15 protein-coding genes are annotated in these 22,100 nt (G+C 66.9%); 11 read left to right on the top strand and 4 right to left on the bottom strand.

The window, feature by feature from the left end:
• The first annotated feature begins 370 nt into the window (after window positions 1-370).
• Both SCA01S_RS18755 and SCA01S_RS18750 read left to right on the top strand, forming a co-directional pair.
• A complete protein-coding gene (locus SCA01S_RS18755) occupies window positions 371-1,141 on the top strand; it encodes a hypothetical protein (protein ID WP_107718762.1) in 771 nt (256 codons plus the stop codon).
• Between the two features lie 81 nt (window positions 1,142-1,222).
• The gene (locus tag SCA01S_RS18750; RefSeq protein WP_022675742.1) at window positions 1,223-2,545 is read left to right on the top strand and encodes a homoserine dehydrogenase; all 1,323 of its coding nucleotides are present in this window, start codon (window positions 1,223-1,225) and stop codon (window positions 2,543-2,545) included.
• Between the two features lie 83 nt (window positions 2,546-2,628).
• On the opposite strand, the gene SCA01S_RS18745 is transcribed toward SCA01S_RS18750, so the two are convergent.
• Both SCA01S_RS18745 and SCA01S_RS18740 read right to left on the bottom strand, forming a co-directional pair.
• Window positions 2,629-3,147, bottom strand: coding sequence for a hypothetical protein (locus SCA01S_RS18745; protein ID WP_062788180.1), 519 nt, complete (start codon window positions 3,145-3,147; stop codon window positions 2,629-2,631).
• Window positions 3,148-3,441: 294 nt separating this feature from the next.
• Window positions 3,442-5,244 (bottom strand): methyl-accepting chemotaxis protein, encoded by a 1,803-nt coding sequence (locus SCA01S_RS18740; RefSeq protein WP_062788178.1) that lies wholly within the window; start codon window positions 5,242-5,244, stop codon window positions 3,442-3,444.
• A gap of 246 nt (window positions 5,245-5,490) precedes the next feature.
• On the opposite strand from SCA01S_RS18740, the gene SCA01S_RS18735 reads away from it, so the two are divergent.
• The 4 genes from SCA01S_RS18735 to SCA01S_RS18720 are packed head-to-tail and all read left to right on the top strand — an operon-like array spanning window position 5,491 to window position 8,646.
• Window positions 5,491-6,144: a PepSY-associated TM helix domain-containing protein gene (locus SCA01S_RS18735; RefSeq protein WP_062788206.1), complete on the top strand. Its 654-nt coding sequence runs from the start codon at window positions 5,491-5,493 to the stop codon at window positions 6,142-6,144.
• 21 nt (window positions 6,145-6,165) lie between these two features.
• On the top strand, window positions 6,166-6,672 hold the full coding sequence (locus SCA01S_RS18730) for a DUF2271 domain-containing protein (protein WP_062788177.1): 507 nt from the start codon (window positions 6,166-6,168) through the stop codon (window positions 6,670-6,672).
• Between the two features lie 13 nt (window positions 6,673-6,685).
• Window positions 6,686-7,666, top strand: coding sequence for a DUF4198 domain-containing protein (locus SCA01S_RS18725; protein ID WP_062788175.1), 981 nt, complete (start codon window positions 6,686-6,688; stop codon window positions 7,664-7,666).
• A gap of 23 nt (window positions 7,667-7,689) precedes the next feature.
• Window positions 7,690-8,646: an FAD:protein FMN transferase gene (locus tag SCA01S_RS18720; RefSeq protein WP_327195897.1), complete on the top strand. Its 957-nt coding sequence runs from the start codon at window positions 7,690-7,692 to the stop codon at window positions 8,644-8,646.
• 85 nt (window positions 8,647-8,731) lie between these two features.
• On the opposite strand, the gene SCA01S_RS18715 is transcribed toward SCA01S_RS18720, so the two are convergent.
• Window positions 8,732-11,134, bottom strand: coding sequence for a TonB-dependent receptor (locus tag SCA01S_RS18715; protein WP_062788173.1), 2,403 nt, complete (start codon window positions 11,132-11,134; stop codon window positions 8,732-8,734).
• Window positions 11,135-11,516: 382 nt separating this feature from the next.
• On the opposite strand from SCA01S_RS18715, the gene SCA01S_RS18710 reads away from it, so the two are divergent.
• The 5 genes from SCA01S_RS18710 to gltX are packed head-to-tail and all read left to right on the top strand — an operon-like array spanning window position 11,517 to window position 16,286.
• Window positions 11,517-12,290 (top strand): energy transducer TonB, encoded by a 774-nt coding sequence (locus SCA01S_RS18710; protein ID WP_062788171.1) that lies wholly within the window; start codon window positions 11,517-11,519, stop codon window positions 12,288-12,290.
• A gap of 11 nt (window positions 12,291-12,301) precedes the next feature.
• Window positions 12,302-12,982 carry a Fe2+-dependent dioxygenase gene (locus tag SCA01S_RS18705; protein WP_062788169.1) on the top strand — a complete coding sequence of 227 codons (681 nt, stop codon included), beginning with the start codon at window positions 12,302-12,304 and terminating at the stop codon, window positions 12,980-12,982.
• Entirely contained in the window at window positions 12,979-14,070 is a 1,092-nt protein-coding gene (locus SCA01S_RS18700; RefSeq protein ID WP_062788165.1) for an alpha-hydroxy acid oxidase, read from the top strand. Before SCA01S_RS18705 ends, SCA01S_RS18700 begins: the two co-directional genes overlap by 4 nt.
• Window positions 14,071-14,094: 24 nt before the next feature.
• The gene (locus tag SCA01S_RS18695; protein WP_062788163.1) at window positions 14,095-14,919 is read left to right on the top strand and encodes an arylamine N-acetyltransferase family protein; all 825 of its coding nucleotides are present in this window, start codon (window positions 14,095-14,097) and stop codon (window positions 14,917-14,919) included.
• A gap of 44 nt (window positions 14,920-14,963) precedes the next feature.
• Complete coding sequence (gene gltX, locus SCA01S_RS18690) at window positions 14,964-16,286, top strand: glutamate--tRNA ligase (protein WP_062788161.1); 1,323 nt, start codon at window positions 14,964-14,966, stop codon at window positions 16,284-16,286.
• A gap of 10 nt (window positions 16,287-16,296) precedes the next feature.
• Here the strand turns inward: gltX and SCA01S_RS18685 are convergent, their stop codons facing one another.
• Entirely contained in the window at window positions 16,297-21,768 is a 5,472-nt protein-coding gene (locus SCA01S_RS18685) for a hypothetical protein (RefSeq protein WP_157089041.1), read from the bottom strand.
• Window positions 21,769-22,100: the final 332 nt, after the last annotated feature.

Raw genomic sequence — 22,100 nt, 5'->3', positions numbered from 1 at the left:
CGACGCCCGGAATCACCGTTCCGGCCGACGAGACAATCCAGCGATTTCATTCCACCCTGCCGAACAACCCGGACCGCCGACATCGGACGCAGAGGGCCCGGCGGCGGCATGGTTCGGACTTGGTTTTTTGTTTGCCCGAACGATCGGGAGCTTTAACGCCGAACCTATAAGGGCGCAAATGCTTTATCGGTTAAGCCATGATTCAGCGATGCGTCCCGCAATCGCAAGGAAATCTTAGCAATTTTGCGGCGCTGCGCCGCACGGAAGGAGGAATATGCCCAAATCCGCGCATCCGATGCGAAATTTTGTCGCTGGCATGCTGGTGTTTGCAAGCATTTCGGCGCCCCTGCACGCACAATCGGCGCCGCCCATGATTCGCACTCTTGACGCTCCGGCGCTGACCTATGCCGATCTTGTCGACCTTGCCCTGCCCGCGCACATCGTGGCCAAGGCAGAAATCACCGCGGTTTCCAAAATCAATCCGGCACTGTCTGCCGATGTCGCGCCGGGCAAGGTGCGCCTCTATATAGAGGCGCGCACCACCGCCCTGCTGGTCGGCCCCGACATTGCCGATACGCTCAGCTTCCTGGCCGACGTGCCGCTCGATGCGCGGGGCAAGGTGCCCAAACTGCGCAAGATGCCGGTGCTGCTGCTGGCCGATCCGGTCAACGGCCGTCCGGGCGAGCTCAAGCTGGTGTCGCCCGATGCGATGCTGCCCTGGACGCCCGAGCTGGAAGCGCGGCTGCGCCCGATCCTGACCGAACTGGTCAACCACGGCCAGCCGCCGGTGATCACCGGGGTGCGCGAGACCATGCACGTGCCGGGCAACCTGACCGGCGAGGGCGAAACACAGGTGTTCCTCTCCACCCCCGATGGCAAGCCTGCCTCGCTCTCGATCCTGCGCCGCCCCGGCGAACGAACCACCTGGGGCGTGAGCTTCTCCGAGATCGTCGACCAATCGGCCAAGCCGCCCCAGCCCGAAACCCTGGCATGGTATCGCCTGGCCTGCGCCCTGCCGCCCGAGCTGCCGCCCCGCAGCGTGATCAGCGGCACGGCCGACGATCGCCAGATCGCCAGCGAGGACTATGCCCAGGTGATCCGCGAGCTGGGCCCCTGCACGCGCAATCGCCCGCCGCACTGAGAACTGCGCACTGATGCTGGCCTTTTGGCCGGTGCTGAACTAGGGCACCGGCCAGAGAACAAGACGAGAAGTGGGAAGACCATGAGCGAACCCTTGCGCATCGCGCTCGCCGGCCTGGGCACCGTTGGCGGTGGCGTGATCCGGCTGATCGAAACCAATGCCGACCTCATCGCCCGCCGGGCCGAGCGGCGGATCGAGATCGTGGCCGTGGCCGCCCGCGATCGCAGCAAGGACCGCGGCGTGGACCTGTCGCGCTATGCCTGGGAAGACGACATGACCGCGATGGCCGCCCGGCCCGACGTGGACGTGGTGGTCGAACTGGTCGGCGGGTCTGACGGCCCGGCGCTGACCCTGGCGCGCAATACGCTGGCTGCCGGCAAGGACTTGGTCACCGCCAACAAGGCGATGATCGCCCACCATGGCCTGGAACTGGCCGCGCTGGCCGAAAAGGCCGATGCCGCGCTCAAGTTCGAGGCGGCCGTGGCCGGCGGCATCCCGGTGATCAAGAGCCTCAAGGAAGGCATGGCCGCCAACGATATCAAGCGCGTCTATGGCATCCTCAACGGCACCTGCAACTATATCCTCTCGACCATGGAGGATACCGGCCGCGACTTTGCCGACGTGCTCGCCGAAGCCCAGGCCAAGGGCTATGCCGAAGCTGATCCCACGTTCGACATCGACGGCATCGATGCCGCGCACAAGCTGGCGATCCTGTCGAGCGTGGCGTTCGGCACGCGGATGGATTTCAAGAGCGTGACGACGCGCGGCATCCGCCGCCTGCTTGCCGCCGATATCGCCCAGGCCGATGTGCTGGGCTATTACATCCGCCTGATCGGCATGGCCGATACCGAAGTGGACGCCAGCGGCCAGCGCCGCCTGGTGCAGCGCGTGCAGCCGCACCTGGTGCACCGTGACCACCCGCTGGCCCATGTCGATGGCGCCACCAACGCCGTGGTGGCCGAAGGCAACTTTGTCGGCCGCCTGCTGTTCCAGGGTGCCGGGGCCGGCGACGGACCGACCGCCAGCGCCGTGGTTGCCGACCTGATCGACATTGCGCGGGGCGATATCGGCACGCCGTTCTCCATCCCCGTGGCCGAACTGGGCGAGGCCCCGCCGGCCGAGACCGGCGATCGCATCGGCAGCGCCTATATCCGCTTCAACGTGGCAGACCGTCCCGGCGCGCTGGCCGAGATCACCGCCGCGATGCGTGACGCCGGGGTTTCGATCGAAAGCCTGATCCAGAAGGGCACCCCGGGCCTGGCTGCCGGCGATGCCGATACGGTGCTGGTGCACATGGTGACGCACGATGGCCCGGAAAGCGCGATCGGCCGGGCCATGGCCCTGCTGTGCGACTCCCCCTGCCTGACCGAGCCGCCCGTGGTCCTGCCGATCCTCGACGAGTAGGGCCCGCAAGCCGCCGACAAACTGAAAAGGGCCTGGAAAGCATCGCTTTCCAGGCCCTTTTCATATCCAGCGACCAGCAGCGCTCAGGGTGCGCGGATCTCGCCCTTGGCGATGCGATCGGCATCCGATCCGGGCGGCGGCGGCGGCAGGGCAGTGATATCGAAGTAATACATCGGCGGCGGCACGCTGCCGAAGCCGACGCAGGCGCCATTGCCCTTGCACGGCGCCATGCCAAATACATTGGGTGCACGCGGCAGGCCGTCATTGGTCGATTGCGCGGTATCGGTCTGGTCGCGCAGCGGCAGGCGCTCCTTCTCCCGCGCTTCGGCGCCGCCGCAGACCACGATCGCGCCATCGGCGCTGCGGCCGGGCCGGCAACGGGTGGCCTGACTGCCGGTGATCAGCCGCTGGGCAAGATTGCCGTCGGCATTGCTCAAGGTTGGTAGCCCCGGCCCGGCAACCTGCGGCACGGCCACCGTGGGAGCGGCCGACGGCGTGGCCTGACTGGTCTGGGCCTGGCTATCCTGAGCCTGGGGCTCTGCCTGGGCCAGGGCCTCCGGGGCCGGCGCCAGGACCAGACCGCAGGCCACAGCCAAAGCCATGATCGGGGCGGGAATGGGAAAACGGACCGGAAAGGGCACTCTCGACAACACGGCTTTCTCCCGTCCAGGGGCGGCCCCGAAACATGTGCCGGACATAGCCAGCACGCGAATGCTGGTGTCTGCCGTGTCCTCGTGCGCGCGATGACGCGTGTCACCGCTGCTGCGGCGATCGGTGCGTTACGCCTGACCGGCCGTAGCGACAAAAACATTGCCGGCGCCATAGCTGTAGAGGCCATGTGCCCGGCCTTCAACGAACTTTATACAGAGCACTCCCAAGGCATCGGCGGATGCAGGCTACCCCGCGGCCAGTGCCAGGCGCGGACCCGGCTGGGCATCCTCGCGCATCGAGGCGCGGCGCAGGTCCTGGGGCCTGGCCACATGAGCCGGGCGATTGGCCACGTCGCGGGTGCGGAAGGTGGATACCAGCCGGGCCAGCGCTTCGGCCTCTTCGGCCAGGCTGCGGGTGGCGGCCGATGACTGTTCGACCATGGCCGCGTTCTGCTGGGTCATGCGGTCCATGTCACTGACCGCGCGGTTTACGTCGCGCAGCTTGTCGGCCTGGTCGATCGCGGCTTGCGCAATGCCCGAAACCAGGCCGCCGATCTCTTCCACCCGCGTGACGATGCCGCCCAGCCGCGCGCCGGTCTCGCCCACCAGCGTCACGCCGTGGCTCACCTGCTCGGTGCTTTCACCGATCAGGGCCTTGATATCGCGGGCTGCATCGGCAGAGCGCTGCGCCAGCGCGCGCACTTCGGAGGCAACCACGGCAAAGCCCTTGCCAGCGTCTCCGGCGCGGGCTGCCTCCACCCCCGCGTTGAGCGCGAGCAGGTTGGTCTGAAAGGCGATGCCGTCGATCACGCTGATGATCTGGCCGATCCGCGCCGACGATGCCTCGATCGCCGCCATCGCCGCCACCGCGCGGGTGACTACGTCGCCACCGGCAGCCGCCTCGTCCTGGGCAGCGCCGATCGCGCTCTGCACGCTGGCGGCGCGCTGCGCGGTTTCGCCAACGCTGCGGGTCACGCTGTCGAGCGAGCCTGCCGTCGTGGCCAGGCTGGCCGCCTGTTCCTCGTTGCGCTGGGCCAGGTCTTCGGATGCGGCGCGGATTTCGGCGATGGCGCGGGCCACGCGGTTGGCCCCCACGCGCACGCCGCGCAGCGCCTCGGCCATGGCGGCGATTGCAGTGTTATAGTTGGTGCGCAGCGCCTCGAAGCCGGGCGGGAACGTCGCATCGATCCGCTGCTCCAGATCCTTGCCGGCAATCACGTCCAGCCCATGGGCCAGGGCATCGACCACCCGGCCCTGCGCCGCCCGATCGGCCTCGCGCGTTTGTGCCGCGGCGCGGAACACGTCCATCGCCCGCACGATCTGCCCGATCTCGTCCACCCGCTCGGCGCCTGCCAGCGGGCGATCCAGCGCGCCCTGCGCCATATCGACAATGCCATCGGCAGTATCGACCAGCGGAGCGATCACCCGCTGGCGCAGCAGGTGCCCCACATATACGACCAATACCAGCACCAGCGCGGCAAGCAGGCCGGTGCCGACCAGCGAGACCATGACCTGGCGATAGCCGCTTTCGAGCAGGCGGGCGCGGTTGGTGTTGGACAGCGTGACCAGCGCATCGACGCGCTGGTGCTGCAAGGCATAGGCCTGGCGCAGCGGCCCGGCGTGGATTGCCCGCATCGCCGCCAGATCGCCCCGCCGTGCCGCGGGCAGGAACTGCTCGTCCACGGTCTTCCAGAACGCCACTTCGGCATCGAGCACGGCCTGCACCGGCGCGCGCATTGCATCGGGCACGGGCGCCGCCTGCCAATAGGCCTGGCGCTCCTTGAACTGGGCTTCCTCTTCGGCCAGGGCCTTCATCTCGGCATTGGTGCGGGCGGGCTCGTCGAGCATCAGCGTGGTATGCAGATAGGGTTCCACCACAAAGCACGGTGGCGGCAGGATATCGGCCAGGAGTTCGTCCTGCAGCAGGCTTTCGTGATGCATCGGGCCGCCAAAGCGGATCTGCGCGACCACGAACGCCGCCAGGGTGATGGCGACCACGATCAGGCCGATGACCAGCCGCGTTGCCTGCCGCGTGCGCACGCTCAGCATCGAAGAACACTCCATGGGCGGATTTCGCGCTTTTCCTAGCGTGGCGATGCTTAAGCCCGCACGGCAGGCGGATTCCGGGGAATTGCGGAGCAGGGCAAACCCGTAACAGCCGTGATACAACCACAAACTTGCAAATGACTCGCATTAGGTTAAGAGCGGTACCAACTCCAGCCTGCCAGCGACGGACCCGCCTTGACCACGCTTGACCAGATCGACCGCCCGCGCCCGCCTGCTGCCCCGCCGCCCGTGCCCAGGGGTCCGACCGCCGACCGCACGCAGGGCAAGAAAGCGCGCAAGGCCAGGCAGTTCTGGCTCAAGCAGCTGCACACCTGGCACTGGATCAGCGCGGCGGTGGCGCTGGTTGGCATGATGCTGTTCGCCATCACCGGCATCACGCTCAACCATGCCGCGCAGATCAATGCCGAGCCGGTGGTGGTCGATCGCAACGCCGCCCTGCCCGCCCCGCTGCTGGCACAGATCGCAGCCGCGCCAGCGGCCAGCGATGCGCCGCTGCCCGCACCCGTGGCCCAGGCGGTGGCGCGCGCCGTGGGCATCGATCCCCAGGGGCACGCGGGCGAATGGTCTGACGATGAAGTCTATGTTGCCATGCCCGGCCCCGGCACCGACCGCTGGGTCAGCGTCAACCGCCACAGCGGCGCGATCACCTCGGAAAAGACCGATCGCGGCTGGATTTCCTGGGCCAACGATCTGCACAAGGGCCGCAACACCGGCACGGTGTGGTTCTGGTTCATCGATGTGTTCGCGCTGGCCTGCGTGGTCTTCACGCTGACCGGGCTGATCCTGTTGCAGCTGCACGCCCGCCATCGCCCCGCCACCTGGCCGCTGGTGGCGCTGGGGCTGGTGATCCCCGCAGGCATCGCCCTGTTCTTCATCCACTGACCGCAAGGGAAACCCCTGTCGATGCGCAAGTCCCTTCCGCTTGTTGCTGGCGTGCTCGCCGCGCCGCAGCTGGCCCTGGCCGCCCCCGCCGCGCCCGCCGGCGTGATCACTGTCACCGTCCCGCGCCTGTCGGTGGCCGAATACCACCGGCCTTATGTGGCCGGATGGATCGAGCCGGCCGGCGGCGGCCAGGCCCGCACGCTGTGGGTGTGGTACGATATCAAGAAGGTAGGTCGCGAACCGGGCACCAAGTGGCTGGGTGACCTGCGCAGCTGGTGGCGCAAGGGCGGCCGTTCGCTGGGCCTGCCAGCCGATGGCCTTTCCAGCCAGACCCGCGCGCCGGGCGCCTATCGCATCCCACTGCCTGCCGGGCTCCGGCCCGGGGCCTATACCCTGTTCGTGGAAGCGGCGCGCGAAACCGGCGGCCGCGAACTGGTGCAGGTGCCGTTCTCGGTGCCAGCCAAGCCCGCTCCGGCTGGCGCCAGCGGCCGGGCCGAACTGGGCCAGGTGACCGTTTCCCTGCGTTGAGAGGACCGACCCGATGAACCGCAAGACTCTGGCACTCGCCGCGCCGCTCATGGCGCTGGCACTTGGCGCGCCCGCCCGGGCGCATCGCATGTGGCTGCTGCCCTCGATCACCGTGCTGGCCGATACCAACCAATCGGTCACCGTCGATGCGGCCATTTCCAACGACCTGTTCTATCCCGATCACTTCCCGCTGGGGGTTGACCAGGTCAAGGTCTGGGCGCCCGATGGTACGCCGGGCAAGATCGAAAACGCCGCGCGGCTGCGCACGCGATCGGTGTTCGACGTAGCGATCGACAAGCCCGGCACCTGGAAGATCGGCACGGAAATGGCCAATCTTTCTGGCACGTTCAAGGTGAATGGCGAGCTGTGGGGGCTGGGCATGCGCCGCCCAGGCGGTCCCGGCGGCACGGGCGGCACGGGCGGCCCAGGCGGCCAAGCGGGAATGGGTGCGCCGCCGCGCGGCATGATGCCGGGGGGCCCGGCTGGTCCCGGTGGCCCCGGCGGACCGGGTGGTGGCGAAGGCGGCCCCCGCCCGCAGATCGCACCCGATCACATGGTGGCCAGCCTGGCGGATATTCCCGCCGATGCCACCGAGGTAAACCTGACCGAAACGCTCAACCGCAACTTCGTGTTCGTCACCGCCGGCACCCCCACGACGCAGGCCTTTGCCCCCAGCGGCAAGGGGCTGGAAATGGTGCCCATCACCCATCCCGATGAACTGGTGAGCGACGAGCCGGGCAAGTTCCGCTTCCTGATCGATGGGCAGCCGGCGGCCAAGCTCAAGGTGACGGTGATCCCTGGCGCCAAACGCTATCGCGATATCGAGGGCGCGCAGGAACTGACCACTGCCGCCGATGGCACGGTCACGGTGAAATGGCCGGTGCCCGGGTTCTATTGGCTGAACGCCAGCCTGACGGACGATCACCCGGCCAACCCGCGCGCTGCCCATCGCCGCACCAGCTATACCACCACGCTGGAAGTCGTGGCGCCCTGACCCTGCCCGACCAGGCAAACCGGATGTTGCGCCTTGCCGTGCCCACCGCGGTCGACCCGGACAGCCTTGCCGGGTTCGATCCGGCGGCGCCGATCATCACCCTGTCGGGCCTGACCATGGGCACGCGCTGGCAGGTGCGCCTGGCCCATCTGGCTGGCAGCGCGGACAGCGCCGCATTGCATGCCCTCATCCAGGCGCGGCTCGACCGGATGGAGCGGGCGCTCAGCCACTGGCAGCCCGGCAGCCTGCTGATGCGCTTCAACCGCGCGGCACCGGGAACCTGGCTGCATGTGGATGAAGACCTCGCCGGCGTGCTGCACCATGCTTTGGCCGTGGCGCGGGCGAGCCATGGCGCGTTCGATCCGGCCATTGGCCGCCTGACCGACGCCTGGAGCCTCGGCCCCCGCCGCCACCCCGCCCCGCCCGACAGCGCCACACTGGCCGCCGCCAGCACGGCTTCAGGCTGGCAGCGCCTGATCCTGGCACACGCCTGGTTGCGCCAGCCCGGCGGCCTGTGGCTCGATCTGTCGGGCGTGGCCAAGGGATATGCGGCCGATGCCGTGGCCGATCTGCTGGCCGCGCAGGGCCTGCGCCACGCCCTGGTCGAGGTGGGCGGCGAATGCACCGGGCGCGGGCTACGTCCCGATGGCGATCCGTGGTGGGTAGACGTGGAAAGCCCGCCCGGCGCCAACCTGGCGCCGCTGCGCGTGGCGCTGCACCAGTTGAGCACGGCGACCTCGGGCAGCTATCTGGGCCTGCACACCATCGACCCTGCCACGGGCCAGCCTGGCCGGGGCCATGGGGCGGCAACCGTGCTGCACCGCCATGGCGCAATGGCCGATGCCTGGGCCAGCGCGCTGATCGTGATGGCGCCAGCCCAGGCCCACGCTGTGGCCGTGCGCGAAAATCTCGCCACGCGGTTGGTCGATCCGTCGGGTGGCGAGTGGCTTAGCCCGGCATTGGCAGCGATGATGGAATAATCATGCTAACACTGATAGCATCATGGCCACAAGAAAGGCCGCCGGATTGTCTCCGGCGGCCTTTTGCTTGGCAATGCAATAGCCGTTAGAGCTTCACATTGGCCGTGAGGATCGCCGTGCGGCCCGCAGCCTGGCTGGCAAAGTGCGAGCTATAGGCCTTGTCATAATAGCGCTTGTCGAACAGGTTGTTGATATTGGCCTGAAGCGAGAAGCGCGGCGTAACCTGGAAGCTGGCATTGGCATCGAACCGCCAATAGCCGGGCACATAGCGCGCGAGGGTCTTGGTCATGACGCCGCCGCTCACCGCCGCGCCATAACCGCCATAGACCTTGCTCATGTAGAGCGCATTGGCCCCCAGCGAGAGGCGGTCGGTGGCCTTGTAAGTGGTGTTGGCGGTAAAGCTGTGGTCGGGCGTGTTGGGAAAGCGCTGCCCGGTGCTGGGCGAGGGTACGTAATAGGTCACGCCCCCAGCCGTCACAGCAGTGGTGCCGCCGTTGATGATGGTGGAATCCATATAGGTATAGCCGCCGAAGACATTCCAGCGGTCGGTGATGTTGCCGCTGGCCGAAACCTCGATGCCCTTGACCCGCTTGTTGCCGATGAAGGTCACGGTGCCGTTGGCATCGGTGGCGCGGGCATTGGTGGTTTCGGTCTGGAACGCGGCCAGCGTCAGCGACAGCCCTTCGCCGAAGACGTTCCACTTGGTGCCCACTTCATAGCTGCGCGTGCGTTCCACCTTGAGGGCATCGGTGATCGCCTGGCTGGTGGTATTGAGCGCGTTGCTGTCGCTGCCATTGGCCAGATAGGAACCCGGCGGCGTGGCGGCGGTGGAGGCCGAGGCATAGATGCTGCCGTTGGGCGCAGGCTTCCACGTCAGACCGGCCTGCCAGGTCCACAGGTTGTCGATCCGGCTGTACCACGCGCGGCCGCTTTCATCCGCAGCGGTCGGCAACAGGCCAGGGCTCACCCGCGTGACATAGTGATCATAGCGCAGCCCCAGGTTGAGCAGCAGCGCATCGGAAAAGTTCACCGTATCGAACAGCGACACCGCCTGGGTGTTGGTGCGCGACCTGGTCCAGGTCTTTTCGGCGGAAAGCATGATCGGCGCGGTTACGCCCGATCCATCGGCGGTATAGCTGACCCAGCGGTCGTAAGGATTCGGATTGGCCAGGCTGGTGCAGTTGAAGGCGGCAATCGACGCAGCGCCGCAGCGGCCACCCGCCGCGCTGATGCCGGTGGCAATCGCCGTGCCCGTGGCCGCATTCGACACATAGTTGCCGACATTGGCGGTTTCGCGGCTGACCTCGCCGGTCAGGGCAAAGCTGTTCTTGATCCCGCCCAGCGTGAACGTGCCGTAGAAATCCGTCTGGTTGATGAAGCCGGTGGTGCGGCTGTAGCGGGTGTTGGCCCGGCGCCAGACATTGCCGTTGATCACGTTGCCTTGGCTATCGTCGGGCTGGGTCAGGACATAGCCCTGGCTCGACACGCCATAGCGCGTGGTGTTGCGCAAGGTCAGCCCATTGGCGAAATGGTGTTCGAGGCGGGCCGTGCCGGTGTTGACCAGGGTGTGGCGGAAATCGCGATCAACCAGGCCATAGAACGCCGTGCGCGGGGTCGTGGCCACGGTGGTTTCGCTATAGCCGGCCGGCGCATTGGCGGTGGTGCGCAGATAGGGAATGCCCGAATCCGGCAGCTCATGGCTTTCCAGGTGATAGTAGTCCAGCGTCAGGCTGGTCGGGCCAGACAGGCCGAACTTGACCGAGGGCGCCACGCCCCAGCGATCCTGCCACACGGCATCGCGCCCGGCCACGTGCTGGTCGTGATACATCGCGGCCAGGCGCAGGCCGACATTGCCGATCGGCTGATTCACATCGGCGGTCACCCGGCGATATTCCGCCGTGCCGGTAGCGGCCGAGACATTGGCAAAACGCTCGCCGGTCGGCTGCTTGGACACGAGGTTGATCGCCCCGCCCACGCTGCCGCGCCCGTTCATCGTGCTGTCCGAACCCTTGACCACCTCGATCTGGTCGACGGCAAAAACATCGCGCGACTGCGCGCCGATATCGCGCACGCCATCCAGGAACAGGCTGTTCTGCGCATCGGCGCCACGGATGAACGGCCGATCGCCCTGCGGATTGCCGCCTTCGCCCGCGCCCAGGGTGATGCCCGGCACGAAGCGCAGCGCATCGGCCAGGCTGGCCGTGGCATTGTCCTGCAGCACCTGCGCGGGGATCACCGTGATCGTGCGCGGGGTATCGAGCAGCGGGGCGGTGTACTTGGGCGATGCGGCCCGTTCGGTCTTGTAGCTGCCCTCGGTAATGGCGGTATCGGTGACGGTCACGTCGCCCAGCACGCGCGGCTCGGGGTTTTGCGCGGCCGTTGCATCCTGGGCCAGTGCGGGTACGGCACCCGCGATCAGACTGATGCAACCCAGCGCGAGAAAACCGGCAGCCCCCGCCGCACCGGCACGATCAAAACTGTCCCTCACTCATTCATCCTTTGCGCGAAACATATCATTCGTTGCGGCAGGCTGCGGCGCGCTTGCGCCGATCCCTGGTGCCGGCGGGCATGCGCATCCGGCCCCGCCGATGCCGCAGAGCGCTTTAATGCGAATTGCTATCAGTCGCAACGCTATTGATAATGATTCTCCAATTTGATCTACCTCAAGGCTCCTAAGCACCGCGCGACCTAGAAATCCGCCATCGCCACGGGCGGTGAGACGTCCGCAATGTGGCCCCATGCACGCGGTCAGAGCCATCTGGCCGAACGCTCTGAGCGCTATTGCGATCTATTCTCTCGACTCGCGCCGGAGAAGCGGCTATGCGAATGACTCTCAATAACCTGCCAAACCGCCAACGGGGGCCAGAATAGTGAGCAGCCAGGCCAGTTTGATCGCAACGCCAACCCTTGCGCCGCGCCCGGCATCGTCCGGCCTGCGCGGAGAGGTCGTGCCGCTGCGGCCTGCCACCTGGCAGCCTGCGCGCTATGAACCGAGCCGACCGCGCGGGCTGGCCATGATCGGGGCGGGCGCTGCCGTTGGCGCACTGCTCGTGGCTTTCCTGTCGCTGGGCATCGTGGCGGCCAAGCCGCGCCATCACACGCTCACGGCGGTGCGCCTTTCGGCTGATCTCACGCCACCACCGCCGCCGCCCCAGGCCGCGCAGCAGCCACCGCGCACGCCGGTGCAGCCTGCCTCGCCCATCGTGGCGCCGCCGCCGCCGATTACGCTGACCTTGCCCGCACCGACGATCGCCACCGCCCCCGTGGCCGCGCCGGTTGTCGTGCCCGCTCCCGCCCCGGCCGCTGCGCCAGCCCCGGTGGCGGCGCCAGCCCCGGCCGCACCGGCAGCGCCAGCGATTGCCAAGGGCCGCGATCTGTCGGCCAACCTGGTAGATGCCAGCCCGCCGCGCTATCCGATCGATTCGCGCCGCGCGCGCGAGCAGGGCACGGTCGTGCTCAATGTCACGGTGGGGCTCGATGGCCGTGTCGCCGATATCGGCCTGTCCCGCTCCAGCGGGTTTGACCGGCTTGATCGTGCCGCGCTGGCCGCCGTGCGCCATTGGCGCTGGACACCCACCCGCCAGAACGGGCAAACCGTGATGGTCCAGGGCCTGGTGTCCATTCCCTTCGTGCTGCAAGGCTGAAAGCCACTGCCATGATGCTGCATATTCCCGGCGTCCTTTCGCCGGACGACGTGGTGCAGGCCCGCGCCGCGCTGGCCCAGGCCGAATGGGAAGACGGCCGCGCCACCGCCGGCCATCTCGCCGTGCGCGCCAAGGCCAACCTGCAATTGCCGCTCGACAGCGCGGTGGGCTCCGCGCTGGGCCAGCGCATTCTCGAACGGCTCGGCCAGACGCCGCTGTTCATCGCCGCCGCGCTGCCGCTGCGCGTGCTGCCGCCGCGTTTCAACCGCTATGAAGGCGGCGGCACTTACGGCAGCCACATCGACAACGCCCTGTTCCGCCTGCCCGGCACCGACACCTATGTGCGCACCGACATTTCCAGCACGCTGTTCCTGTCCGATCCGCACGAATACGATGGCGGCGAACTGGTGGTGGAAGACAGCTATGGCGCGCACCGGGTAAAGCTCGCCGCGGGTGACATGGTGCTCTATCCCGGCACCAGCCACCACCACGTCACCCCGGTGACGCGCGGCGCACGCCTGGCCGCGTTCTTCTGGACGCAAAGCCTGGTCCCGGCCGAGGCCGACCGCCGCAGCCTGTTCGAGATGGACCAGGCGATCCAGGCCCTTGCCGCCGACCAGCCCGATCATCCCTCGGTCGCGGCGCTCACCGGCGTCTATCACAATCTGCTGCGCCGCTGGTCGCAGCCATGACCGGCTTGCCCCTGCCGGCCGACATCGTCACGCTCGATGATTACGAGCGGCACGCCGCCGCACTCATCGATCCGGCTACCTGGGCACATATCCAGCAGGGCCACACAGATGCCAACCGTGCCGCCCTGGCGCGCTGGGGCCTGGTGCCGCGCATACTGCGCCTGCTCGACGGCGGCAGCACCGGCACCATGCTGTTCAGCCAGGCCCACGCCGCGCCGATCCTGCTCGCCCCGGTGGCCTATCAGCGGCTGGCCCATGCCCAGGGAGAAATCGCCACGGCCCAGGCCGCCGCCGCGCTCGACACCGCGCTGGTGACCAGCACCTTGTCGAGCGTGGCGCTGGAAACGATCGTCCAGGCCCTGCTCGATGCGGCCAGGGAATTGCAGCGCCCCGCGCCGCCGCCCGCCTGGTTCCAGCTCTATGTCCAGCCCGATCCGGCAGACACGCTCGCCCTGGTGCGCCGGGCCGAGGCAGCCGGCTATGGCGCCTTGGTGGTAACGGTGGATGCCGCCATCAAGCGTGCCGAATTTACGCTGCCGCCCGGCGTGGAGGCAGCCAATCTTGCCGGGCAGGCGCCGCCGCGTCATCACACCCATGCCCACAGCGGCCAGCTGGTATTCGGCAGCGCGCTCGCCGCGCAGGCTCCAACCTGGGACACCCTGGCCTGGCTACGCCGCGAAACCACGTTGCCTTTGGTGGTCAAGGGCCTGCTTCACCCCGATGACGCGCTGCGCGCCCGCGATGCCGGGGCCGACGGGGTAATCGTCTCCAACCATGCCGGGCGCGTGCTCGATGGCGTGGCGCCCGCGCTGATGCTGCTGCCGGCGATGCATGCCGCGCTGGGCGCCGACTATCCGCTGCTGTTCGATGGAGGTATCCGCAGCGGCGCCGATGTGCTCAAGGCCATGGCGCTGGGCGCCCGGGCGGTGCTGGTCGGCGCGCCGCAATACCATGCCCTGGCGGTGGGCGGCATGGCCGGCGTGGCGCATATGCTGCACATCCTGCGCACCGGATTCGAACTGGCCATGGCGCAATGCGGCTGCACCAGCGTAGACCAGATCACCCGCGATCTGGTGATTGCCTTGTAGGCCATAGCCGTTAAGTGGCGGCGCATGATCTGCGATCTGCCCAGCTATCTCGCCCGCATCGGCCTTGCCGCCGCCCCCGCTGCCACGCCGCAGGGCCTCGAACAGGTGCAGCGCGCCCATCGCCAGGCGATCGGGTTTGAAAATCTTGACGTGATGCTGGGCCGGGGCATCGGCCTGGAACCGGCCGATATCCGGGGCAAACTGGTCGATCGGCCGCGCGGCGGCTATTGCTTTGAACATAATCGCCTGTTCGGGGCGATGCTGGCCACCATGGGCATGCCCACGCGGCCGCTGCTGGCACGGGTATGGTTGCGCGTCTTGCCCGGCGTGGTGCCACCGCGCACCCACACGTTCAGCCTGGTGACACTGGCCGGCGAGCAGTGGCTGGCCGATGCCGGTTTCGGTTCGTCCTATGTCCCGCCCATGCCCCTGGCCGATGGCGCTAGCGCGCTGGCTGCTGATGGTTATCGCCACCGCTTGCGCCGCGCCCGCGCGCCCGGCTCGCTGCGCGGCGAATGGGAGGTGGAACGCAGCCAGGACGGCACCACGTGGGAGGCGCAATACAGCTTCGACACCACAGAAGTGGCTGCGCTGGACCTGGCCATGGCCAACCACTGGGTCGCCACCCGGCCGGAATCGCGCTTTACACAGGCCTGCATCGTCTCGATCGTGCAGCCGCAGGGCTTTGCCTCGCTGCTCGACCGCCAGATGACGGTACAGACTGCGCATGGGCGCGACGTCAGCGAACTTCCCGATGCAGCCGCCTGGCAGCGCACCCTCGCCGATGTGTTCCACATCGAAATGACCGATGCCGAGGTTGTCCAGCTGGCGCCGCGCCTGTTCGGATAAGTCCCCGGCTGGCCTTGGCCGCCAATCACGCTATAGCGCGCGCCATGACTGTGGTTACCCGCTTTGCGCCCTCGCCCACCGGCCGCCTGCATGTCGGCAACATCCGCACCGCGCTGCACAACTGGTTGCTGGCGCAAAAGCATGGTGGGCGCTTCCTGCTGCGCATCGACGATACCGATGCGGCGCGCAGCCGCGAGGAGCATGTCGAGGCGATCCGCGCTGATCTTGCCTGGCTTGGCCTCCATCCCGAGCGCGAAGAGCGCCAGTCTGCGCGCTTTGCCATCTACGAGGCCGCGTTCGAGCGGCTGATCGCGCAAGGCCGGCTCTATCGCTGCTATGAAACCGCGCAGGAACTTGATCTGAAACGCAAGATCCTGCTCGGGCGCGGGTTGCCGCCGATCTATGACCGCGCGGCCCTCGCCCTGACCGAGGCCGATCACGCCGCCCGCGCCGCTGCCGGCGACAAGCCGCACTGGCGCTTCATGCTGGATCACGACACCCCGGTCACCTGGGACGATGGCATTCGCGGGCCGCAGCATTTCGATCCGCGCCAGATGTCCGATCCGGTGGTGCGCCGCGCCGATGGCTCGTGGCTCTATATGCTGCCCAGCGCGATCGACGATATTGAAATGGGCGTAACCGATGTGCTGCGCGGCGAAGACCACGTGTCGAACACCGCCACACAAGTGCAGATGTTCCTGGCTCTCAACGCCCAGCCCCCCCGCTTTGCCCACGAAGCGCTGCTGACCGGCAGCGAGGGCAAGCTGTCCAAGCGCCTGGGCTCGCTCGGCGTGGCCGACTTGCGCGAGGCGGGAATCGAGCCCGAAGCCCTGGTTGCCCTGCTCGCCCGCCTCGGCACGTCCGATCCGGTCGATCCGGCGCTCGACGCGGCAGACCTCGCCGCCAGTTTCAATCTCGCCCATTTCGGCCGCGCGCCAGCCCGGTTTGACGAGGCGGAACTGCAACGCGTCAACGCCGCCGTGGTCCATCGCCTGCCCTATGACCGCGTCGCTGCCCTGCTGCCCGCCGGCATGGGCGCAGCGGCGTGGGAAGCGATCCGCCCCAACCTGGCCCACATCGGCGAAGCAGCCGATTGGTGGCAGGTGATCCAGGGGCCGATCGCGGCCCCCGCGTTTGACGAAGAGACCCGGGCGTTCCTGGCGCAAGCCGCGCAGGTTGCCGCCACGCTCGATTGGGCCAACCCCTGGCCCGCGCTCACTGCCGCGCTGAAAGACAGCACCGGCCGCAAGGGCAAGGCCCTGTTCCTGCCGCTGCGCCAGGCGCTGACCGGCATGGACCACGGGCCGGACATGAACGCCCTGCTGCCCCTGATCGCCCGGGACGAGGCGGTTCGCCGCCTGTCCTGAGCGCCGGGAATCACAGCCGGAAGCGCAGCCCTGCCGTGGCGCTGCCGCCATTGCTGGGCGCGCCCAGCTCGCCCGAACCGGTGAGGAACAGCGTGGCGCCCGGCGCCATCTGATACTCGACGCCGGCCACCAGGCTGGCGCTCAAGCGGTTGCGCCGCACGCCCACGGCCTCCAGTTCGTCGGCCGAGCCCGCCAAGCTGGCAAACGCGCGCGCCTGGCGCCCCTGCACGCGATAGCGCATGCCCAGCGTGACAAAACGACGCCACAGCGAGGCAGCATCCGGCGCGGTCTCGAAGCCGAGCCCGGCATCGACAAAGCCTTGGCTCAGGCGCGCCCGCGCCACATCGAGGGCAAAGGGATGGGCGCTCGCTTCCTGGATCGCCTCGTGGCTGGTCCGCACCCAGGTCGTGCCCACTTGCGGGCGCAGCAACCAACCCGATCCCAGCGGGACCGTGCGGCTGAGCGAGGCATCGAAAGACCAGCTGGGCAGCGAATAGCTGGCCGTGATCACCCCGGCATCGGGCACGGTGCGGCGGGTAAAGGCATCGGCATCGTCATAGCTGGCAGACAGCGTAACGCGGGTTTTTCCGCCAAACCGCGCGGTCACGCCGCCGATCGCGCCGCTGGCCTTGGTCGATGCACCCAGACTGGCAATCGTCTGGTGCCGGTCCATCCACCCGACATAGGCAGCGACGGCATAGCCTTCGCCACCGACACCCAGGCCAACCAGGCCGCCATAGCCATTGAGCGTTGCCGCGCTCACTCCTTGCGCTCCATTGGCACTGAACTGGCGCGCGCCACCCACCATCTGGCCAAACCCGAACACATGGCTGTCGCCACGCGCCTCGGCCTCGCCCATCGTTCGGCTGGTGCTGGCCAGGGCCAGCGCGGTTTCCGTGCCGATCTGCAGCGCATCGGCATAGGGTTCTGGCGTCAGGCGTGCGAACGCCGCAACGATCGGTGCGCCCTTGCTGTCCTGCAAGCTGTCGAGCGCGGGGAACAGCGCCGCCGGTGCATCGGCCGCCGCCATGGCAGTGTTGATATAGCCGATCGCGCGGCGCACCTGCGGCGCATATCCCGGCGCATTGGCAAACTGCACCAACAGGCCCAGGTCACCGTTGGCCAAGGTGCGCAGCGAACCGGCCAGGCCCGTTACCGTGTCAAACTGGCCGGTCACCCCGCCCGATGCGCTGATCAGGTCCAGCGTGGAACCCACCTTGACCGGCGTGGTCGCCACGATCTGCAACGTGCTCCCGGAATTGATCGTCAGCGTCCCGTTGATGTTCAGCTTGTCACGGGCGTTGGGCGCGATTTCGAACACCGTGGTCGATCCGGTGGCCAGCAGGACGTTGCCATTGACCGTCATCGTCCCAGGCGACGCACCTGGGCTGAGCGTGCCGCTCACCGTGATATTGCCGTTGACCGTGCCTGCCGAACCGAACACGGCGCCGCGCCCCACGGTAATGCTGTCGGCGTTCATCACCGAGCCGGCCAGGCCGACCATGCGCCCGCCGGTCAGCACCACCGTGCCAAAGCTGCCCTGGTTTGCCAGCGTGGCAAATCCGCCACTTTGGGCCAGGCTCGAAATACCGGTCACCTCGCCCAGCGCCACCGGCGCGCCCTGGCTGCCACCATTGATTTCCAGCACATTGGTTCCGCCAACGGCATAGATCGATCCGGCAAACGCGCCGTTCATGATCAGGCGGTCGTCACCGTCGCCGGTGACGATATTGCCGGTGATCGTGCCGCTGTTGAGCAGCGTGGCGTTGCCGCCAACCAGATAGATGTTACCAACGATGCGGCCACCGTTGTCAAATGAGACCATATTGCTGGCGTTAGCTGCGACAGAGACGGCATAGCCGACGGGTTGCCCATAGCCGTACCAATCGGGATCGGTCCGCGGCGTGAAGCCCGTAATCGTGCCACTGTTGACGATAGTTAGGGTGCCGGCCTCCGTTGGCTGTGGGTAAAGGTAACCGCCATCCACGATGCTGAGGCCGCCAGTGATCACGCCGCTGTTGCTTACGCTGCTGCCGGCGAAAGTATTGGCCGCCAGGTCGACAGCCGGGCTTGCGCCATTGTTGCCGATGCCGCCGCTGTTGGTGAAAGTCAGGCTCGACCTGCTCCATGCCGCAACGGCAGCGCCAGCCAAGGTCGGCGCACCAATGCTGGCGCTGTTGTCGAACAACGCCGTCGCCACCCAAGCCCTGCCGATATCTGCCCGGTTGACGAAGCCCGCCAGATCGCCCTGCAAACCAGGCAAAAGCTGGATATTATAGCCCAACGGCGTGCTTACGCCGCCGGTGGTGGCCAGCTGGTTGATGATTGTGCCGGTACCAGCGACCGAGATGTTGCCGGTATAGCCAGACGGGCCAGCGATAGTGACCTGCGCGGCGGCACCATCGGCAATCGTGAATTCCTGCGTAAAGCCTGTGGGCAATGCCTCGCCCAGCGTCACGGTTGCAGTTCCGGTGCGCAGATGCCCGATCGTGTTCGTGCCCGCGCCGCCGTCGATCGTTCCGCTTACGCCGAAACCGGCTCCCGTCTCGATCAACTGATCATCGGCATCGCCGAACAACAGGTTCCCGCTGATCGTGCCCCCATCGGCAATATAGACGCCACTACTGTAAGCGCGGTCATAGTATGGGGAATAACCCAGGTCGACTGTCCCGTTGATGACGCCGGCATTGCGCACCAGCCCGCCGCCCATCTCCACCGCGTCGCCAACGCCGGTAATCGTGCCGCCCGCCAGATTGGTCACCTGGTTCGCGCCGCTGTAATAACCATAGCTCGACATGGCGATGGCCGCGCCACCCGTGCTGACGAGTGCGCCGCTGTTGCTCACCGTGGTGCCGATCAGTTGCACCGCGCTTTGGCTCGCGGTGATGCTGCCCGTGTTGGTCAGTGTGTGGGCAGTCACGCCCAAGCCGCCATCGGCCACGATCGTGCCGGCGTTCACCACCGTTTGCGCGGTGACAGCGCCATAATAGCTGACGGTATTACCGCCCGCAGACGTATCGGTCAGGCGAACCGTCCCGTTGTTGATGAATGTGGTGCCCGTTTCATAGGAGTAGTATGCCGTCGGCAGCGCGACCGTGCCCATCGGATAGACAGCGCCGCTGCGCGTGGTTGCCAGCGTGCCGGTGTTGGTGATCGTGGCAGGTATGCTCGCGACGCTGCCATTGTATCCAGTGGCCTGGGTCGGAATCACCGACGTCGTGCCCAAGGCCACCATGTCGGTCGTGGCGACCGTACCGCTCAGCACGACATTGCCGGTGCCGGCGATGCTCACCGTGGAACCCCAGGTTCCATCGGCATGCAATGCCAGGGTGGTGCCGCTCGCAACCTGATAGCCGACGCGGGCAAAGCCACTGGGCAGCGCCAGGGTGGCGCTCGCGTCGCCCGTCACGTCATATCGCAATTCCGAATGATCCGCCTGAACCACGCCGTTGATCCCGGCAAAGCCGCTGGTTCCCGGCCCACTCAGCGTGGTCATCAGCACGTCATCCCGCCCCAGGGTCAGATTGCCGTTGAGCATCCCACCACTGGTCGCAACGTACATCGTCCCGCCATAGGAGGAGTTGCCAGTGCGAGTGGCGATCTTGACGTCCCCATTGATCGTGCCGGCGTTATAGACACGGATGTAAAATGCCCAGGACTCGCTTGGCGCGACGGCGGCATTGCCGCCGGTGATGATGCCCCCGGCGCGATTGTCGATCTGGGCATAAGCTCCCAGCACCACGGCCGTCCCAGACGCGCTGATCTGTCCGGTATTGGTCAGGATCCCGTCACCCAGCAGAACTCCGGTCGTCGCTCCAGCAATCGTGCCGCTGTTGGTGCCGGATGTGCAGATACAGGTATAGGTCAGTTCCAGGGCAGTTCCGCCGGTCGAACGGATCGTGCCGCTGTTGCTGAAGCCCGAGCCAGTATAGACCGAGGCAGCCGTGCCGCCCGCGGTGATCGTGCCGCTATTGGTGAAATTGTCGCCGTTTGTCCTGAGGCCATTGCCGCTTGCGGAAATGGATGCCTTGTTATCGATGACGGTATTGGCAAGGTCGACGGCATAAGCATCACCGCCGGTCTGGCTGGTAATAGTGCCCTCGTTCACGAACGTTCCGCCCGCTGGATAGAACGAAGTATTGCTCACCACCGTTCCGGTCCCGCTGATCCTGGCCTGGTTCAAGAGCGTTCCAGCACCATCGAAGTAGAGCGACGATACAGTGGGATAGTCGCTTGCCACGGTCAGCGTCGTGCCGAAGATGGGCGCCAGGCTGAGCTGGGTGAAATGCGTCGGCAGCACCGGCGCTGCCGACAGTGTCGCATCGCTGCTGGTCACCAGCTTCAAGGTATTGACCCCGGCGCCGCCATCGATTGCGCCGGAAATGCCGGTTACCAGGTTCCCGCCGTTGAGCGTCCCCACCAGCACGTCATCGCCCGATCCGAACACGACATTGCCGGCGATCGACCCTTGGGATGAATCGATCGTGCTGTTGCCAGACCCGGTGAGGACATTGCCGACGATTGTGCCTTGGTTCACCAGGTTGAGGCTGCCTTGCGTGCTCAACACGGTATTGCCGGGCTTGACCGAGATCATGCCGCCGGCAGCGTTGGTGACATTGAGCGTGCCGCTGCCAGCGGCAATGATCGTGCCATCGCCGGTGTTGCTGATCACGCCGCTGTTGGTAATGTCCGCCTGGACCGGCGTTCCGTCGATCACGCTGGCGCCACTGGCGCTGATCGTGCCGCCCGCAAGGTTGGTCAGCGTCAGGTATGACGCACCGCCGATCGCAGCCCCGCTGCCGGTGTTGCTGATCGTCCCGCTGTTGGTCACCGTGCCATAGCTCAGCACGATGGTAGAGCTGGCACTGCCAGACGTGATCGTGCCTTCGTTCCATACCGTGCGATAATATGCGCTATTGCCCAGCGATGGCGCGATCGCGCTCAGCGCTCCGCCGTCGATCGTGCCGCTGTTGCGAATTGCGGCATTGGCCTGGATCGCGCCGATAAACCCGCTGGCGGTGTTGTAGATCGTATTGAAGCTGAAATTGGGGTTGGTATCGTAGATCGCCACGCCGCTCGTGCCGGTGATGGTGCCGGCATTGGCGATCGACAGCCAGGTGCTGCCATAGGGATTGCCAGGGCTTCTCGCCAAGGTGATGCCGTACGCGCCCGCGACCGTGCCGTTCTCGCCAACGCTAAGATTGACGCTGGAGCCGGCAAAATCGGTGCCGCTGGAATCGGCTGGCCCAGATAGCACGGCAATGCCCGCAGTCCCCGTATTCGACACAGCACCATTGACCGTGATCGTGGCATAGCGCGACTGAAACGACGCTGTGGCCGGCATCGCCACCGTGATTGCCGCCGGGCCGTTGGTGTTCAGGCTGGCGCCCTCGTCAACCGTCAGGGCCGTACCCGAACGCGTGATGACATAACCATCGCTGGCCGTGCCGGTACAGGTCACCGCAGTGTCCGCCGTTTCCACGCATTGCGCCCAGGCATGGGCTGGCAAGACGACCGCCATGGCAGCCAGGCTGGCTTGCGCGCGCAGAAAGTTCGCCCGCGACGGGCGACGAACAGGTTGATGATGGTCCAACGATTGCCCCTAAATCACTGTATCTATACGGATAGACACCGGCCTTGTGTATGAAGCAATTTGAAAAGGACCAAAGCATTTTGATATTTGCTGCAGCGCAAAAAGGTTCCGCAATGGACCTGCGCTTGCGGCTCGCGCTCGGATTCAGCCAGGCTGGCCAGCACGGGCGATGCCGCCTGGTGGCGTTTTGCCGCCGATTAGCGGGATCCTGAACGCAGGAA

It is taken from the genome of Novosphingobium capsulatum NBRC 12533 (genome assembly GCF_001598375.1).
Taxonomy (GTDB): Bacteria; Pseudomonadota; Alphaproteobacteria; order Sphingomonadales; family Sphingomonadaceae; genus Novosphingobium; species Novosphingobium capsulatum.
This window is presented reverse-complemented; position numbering and strand designations above follow the sequence as displayed.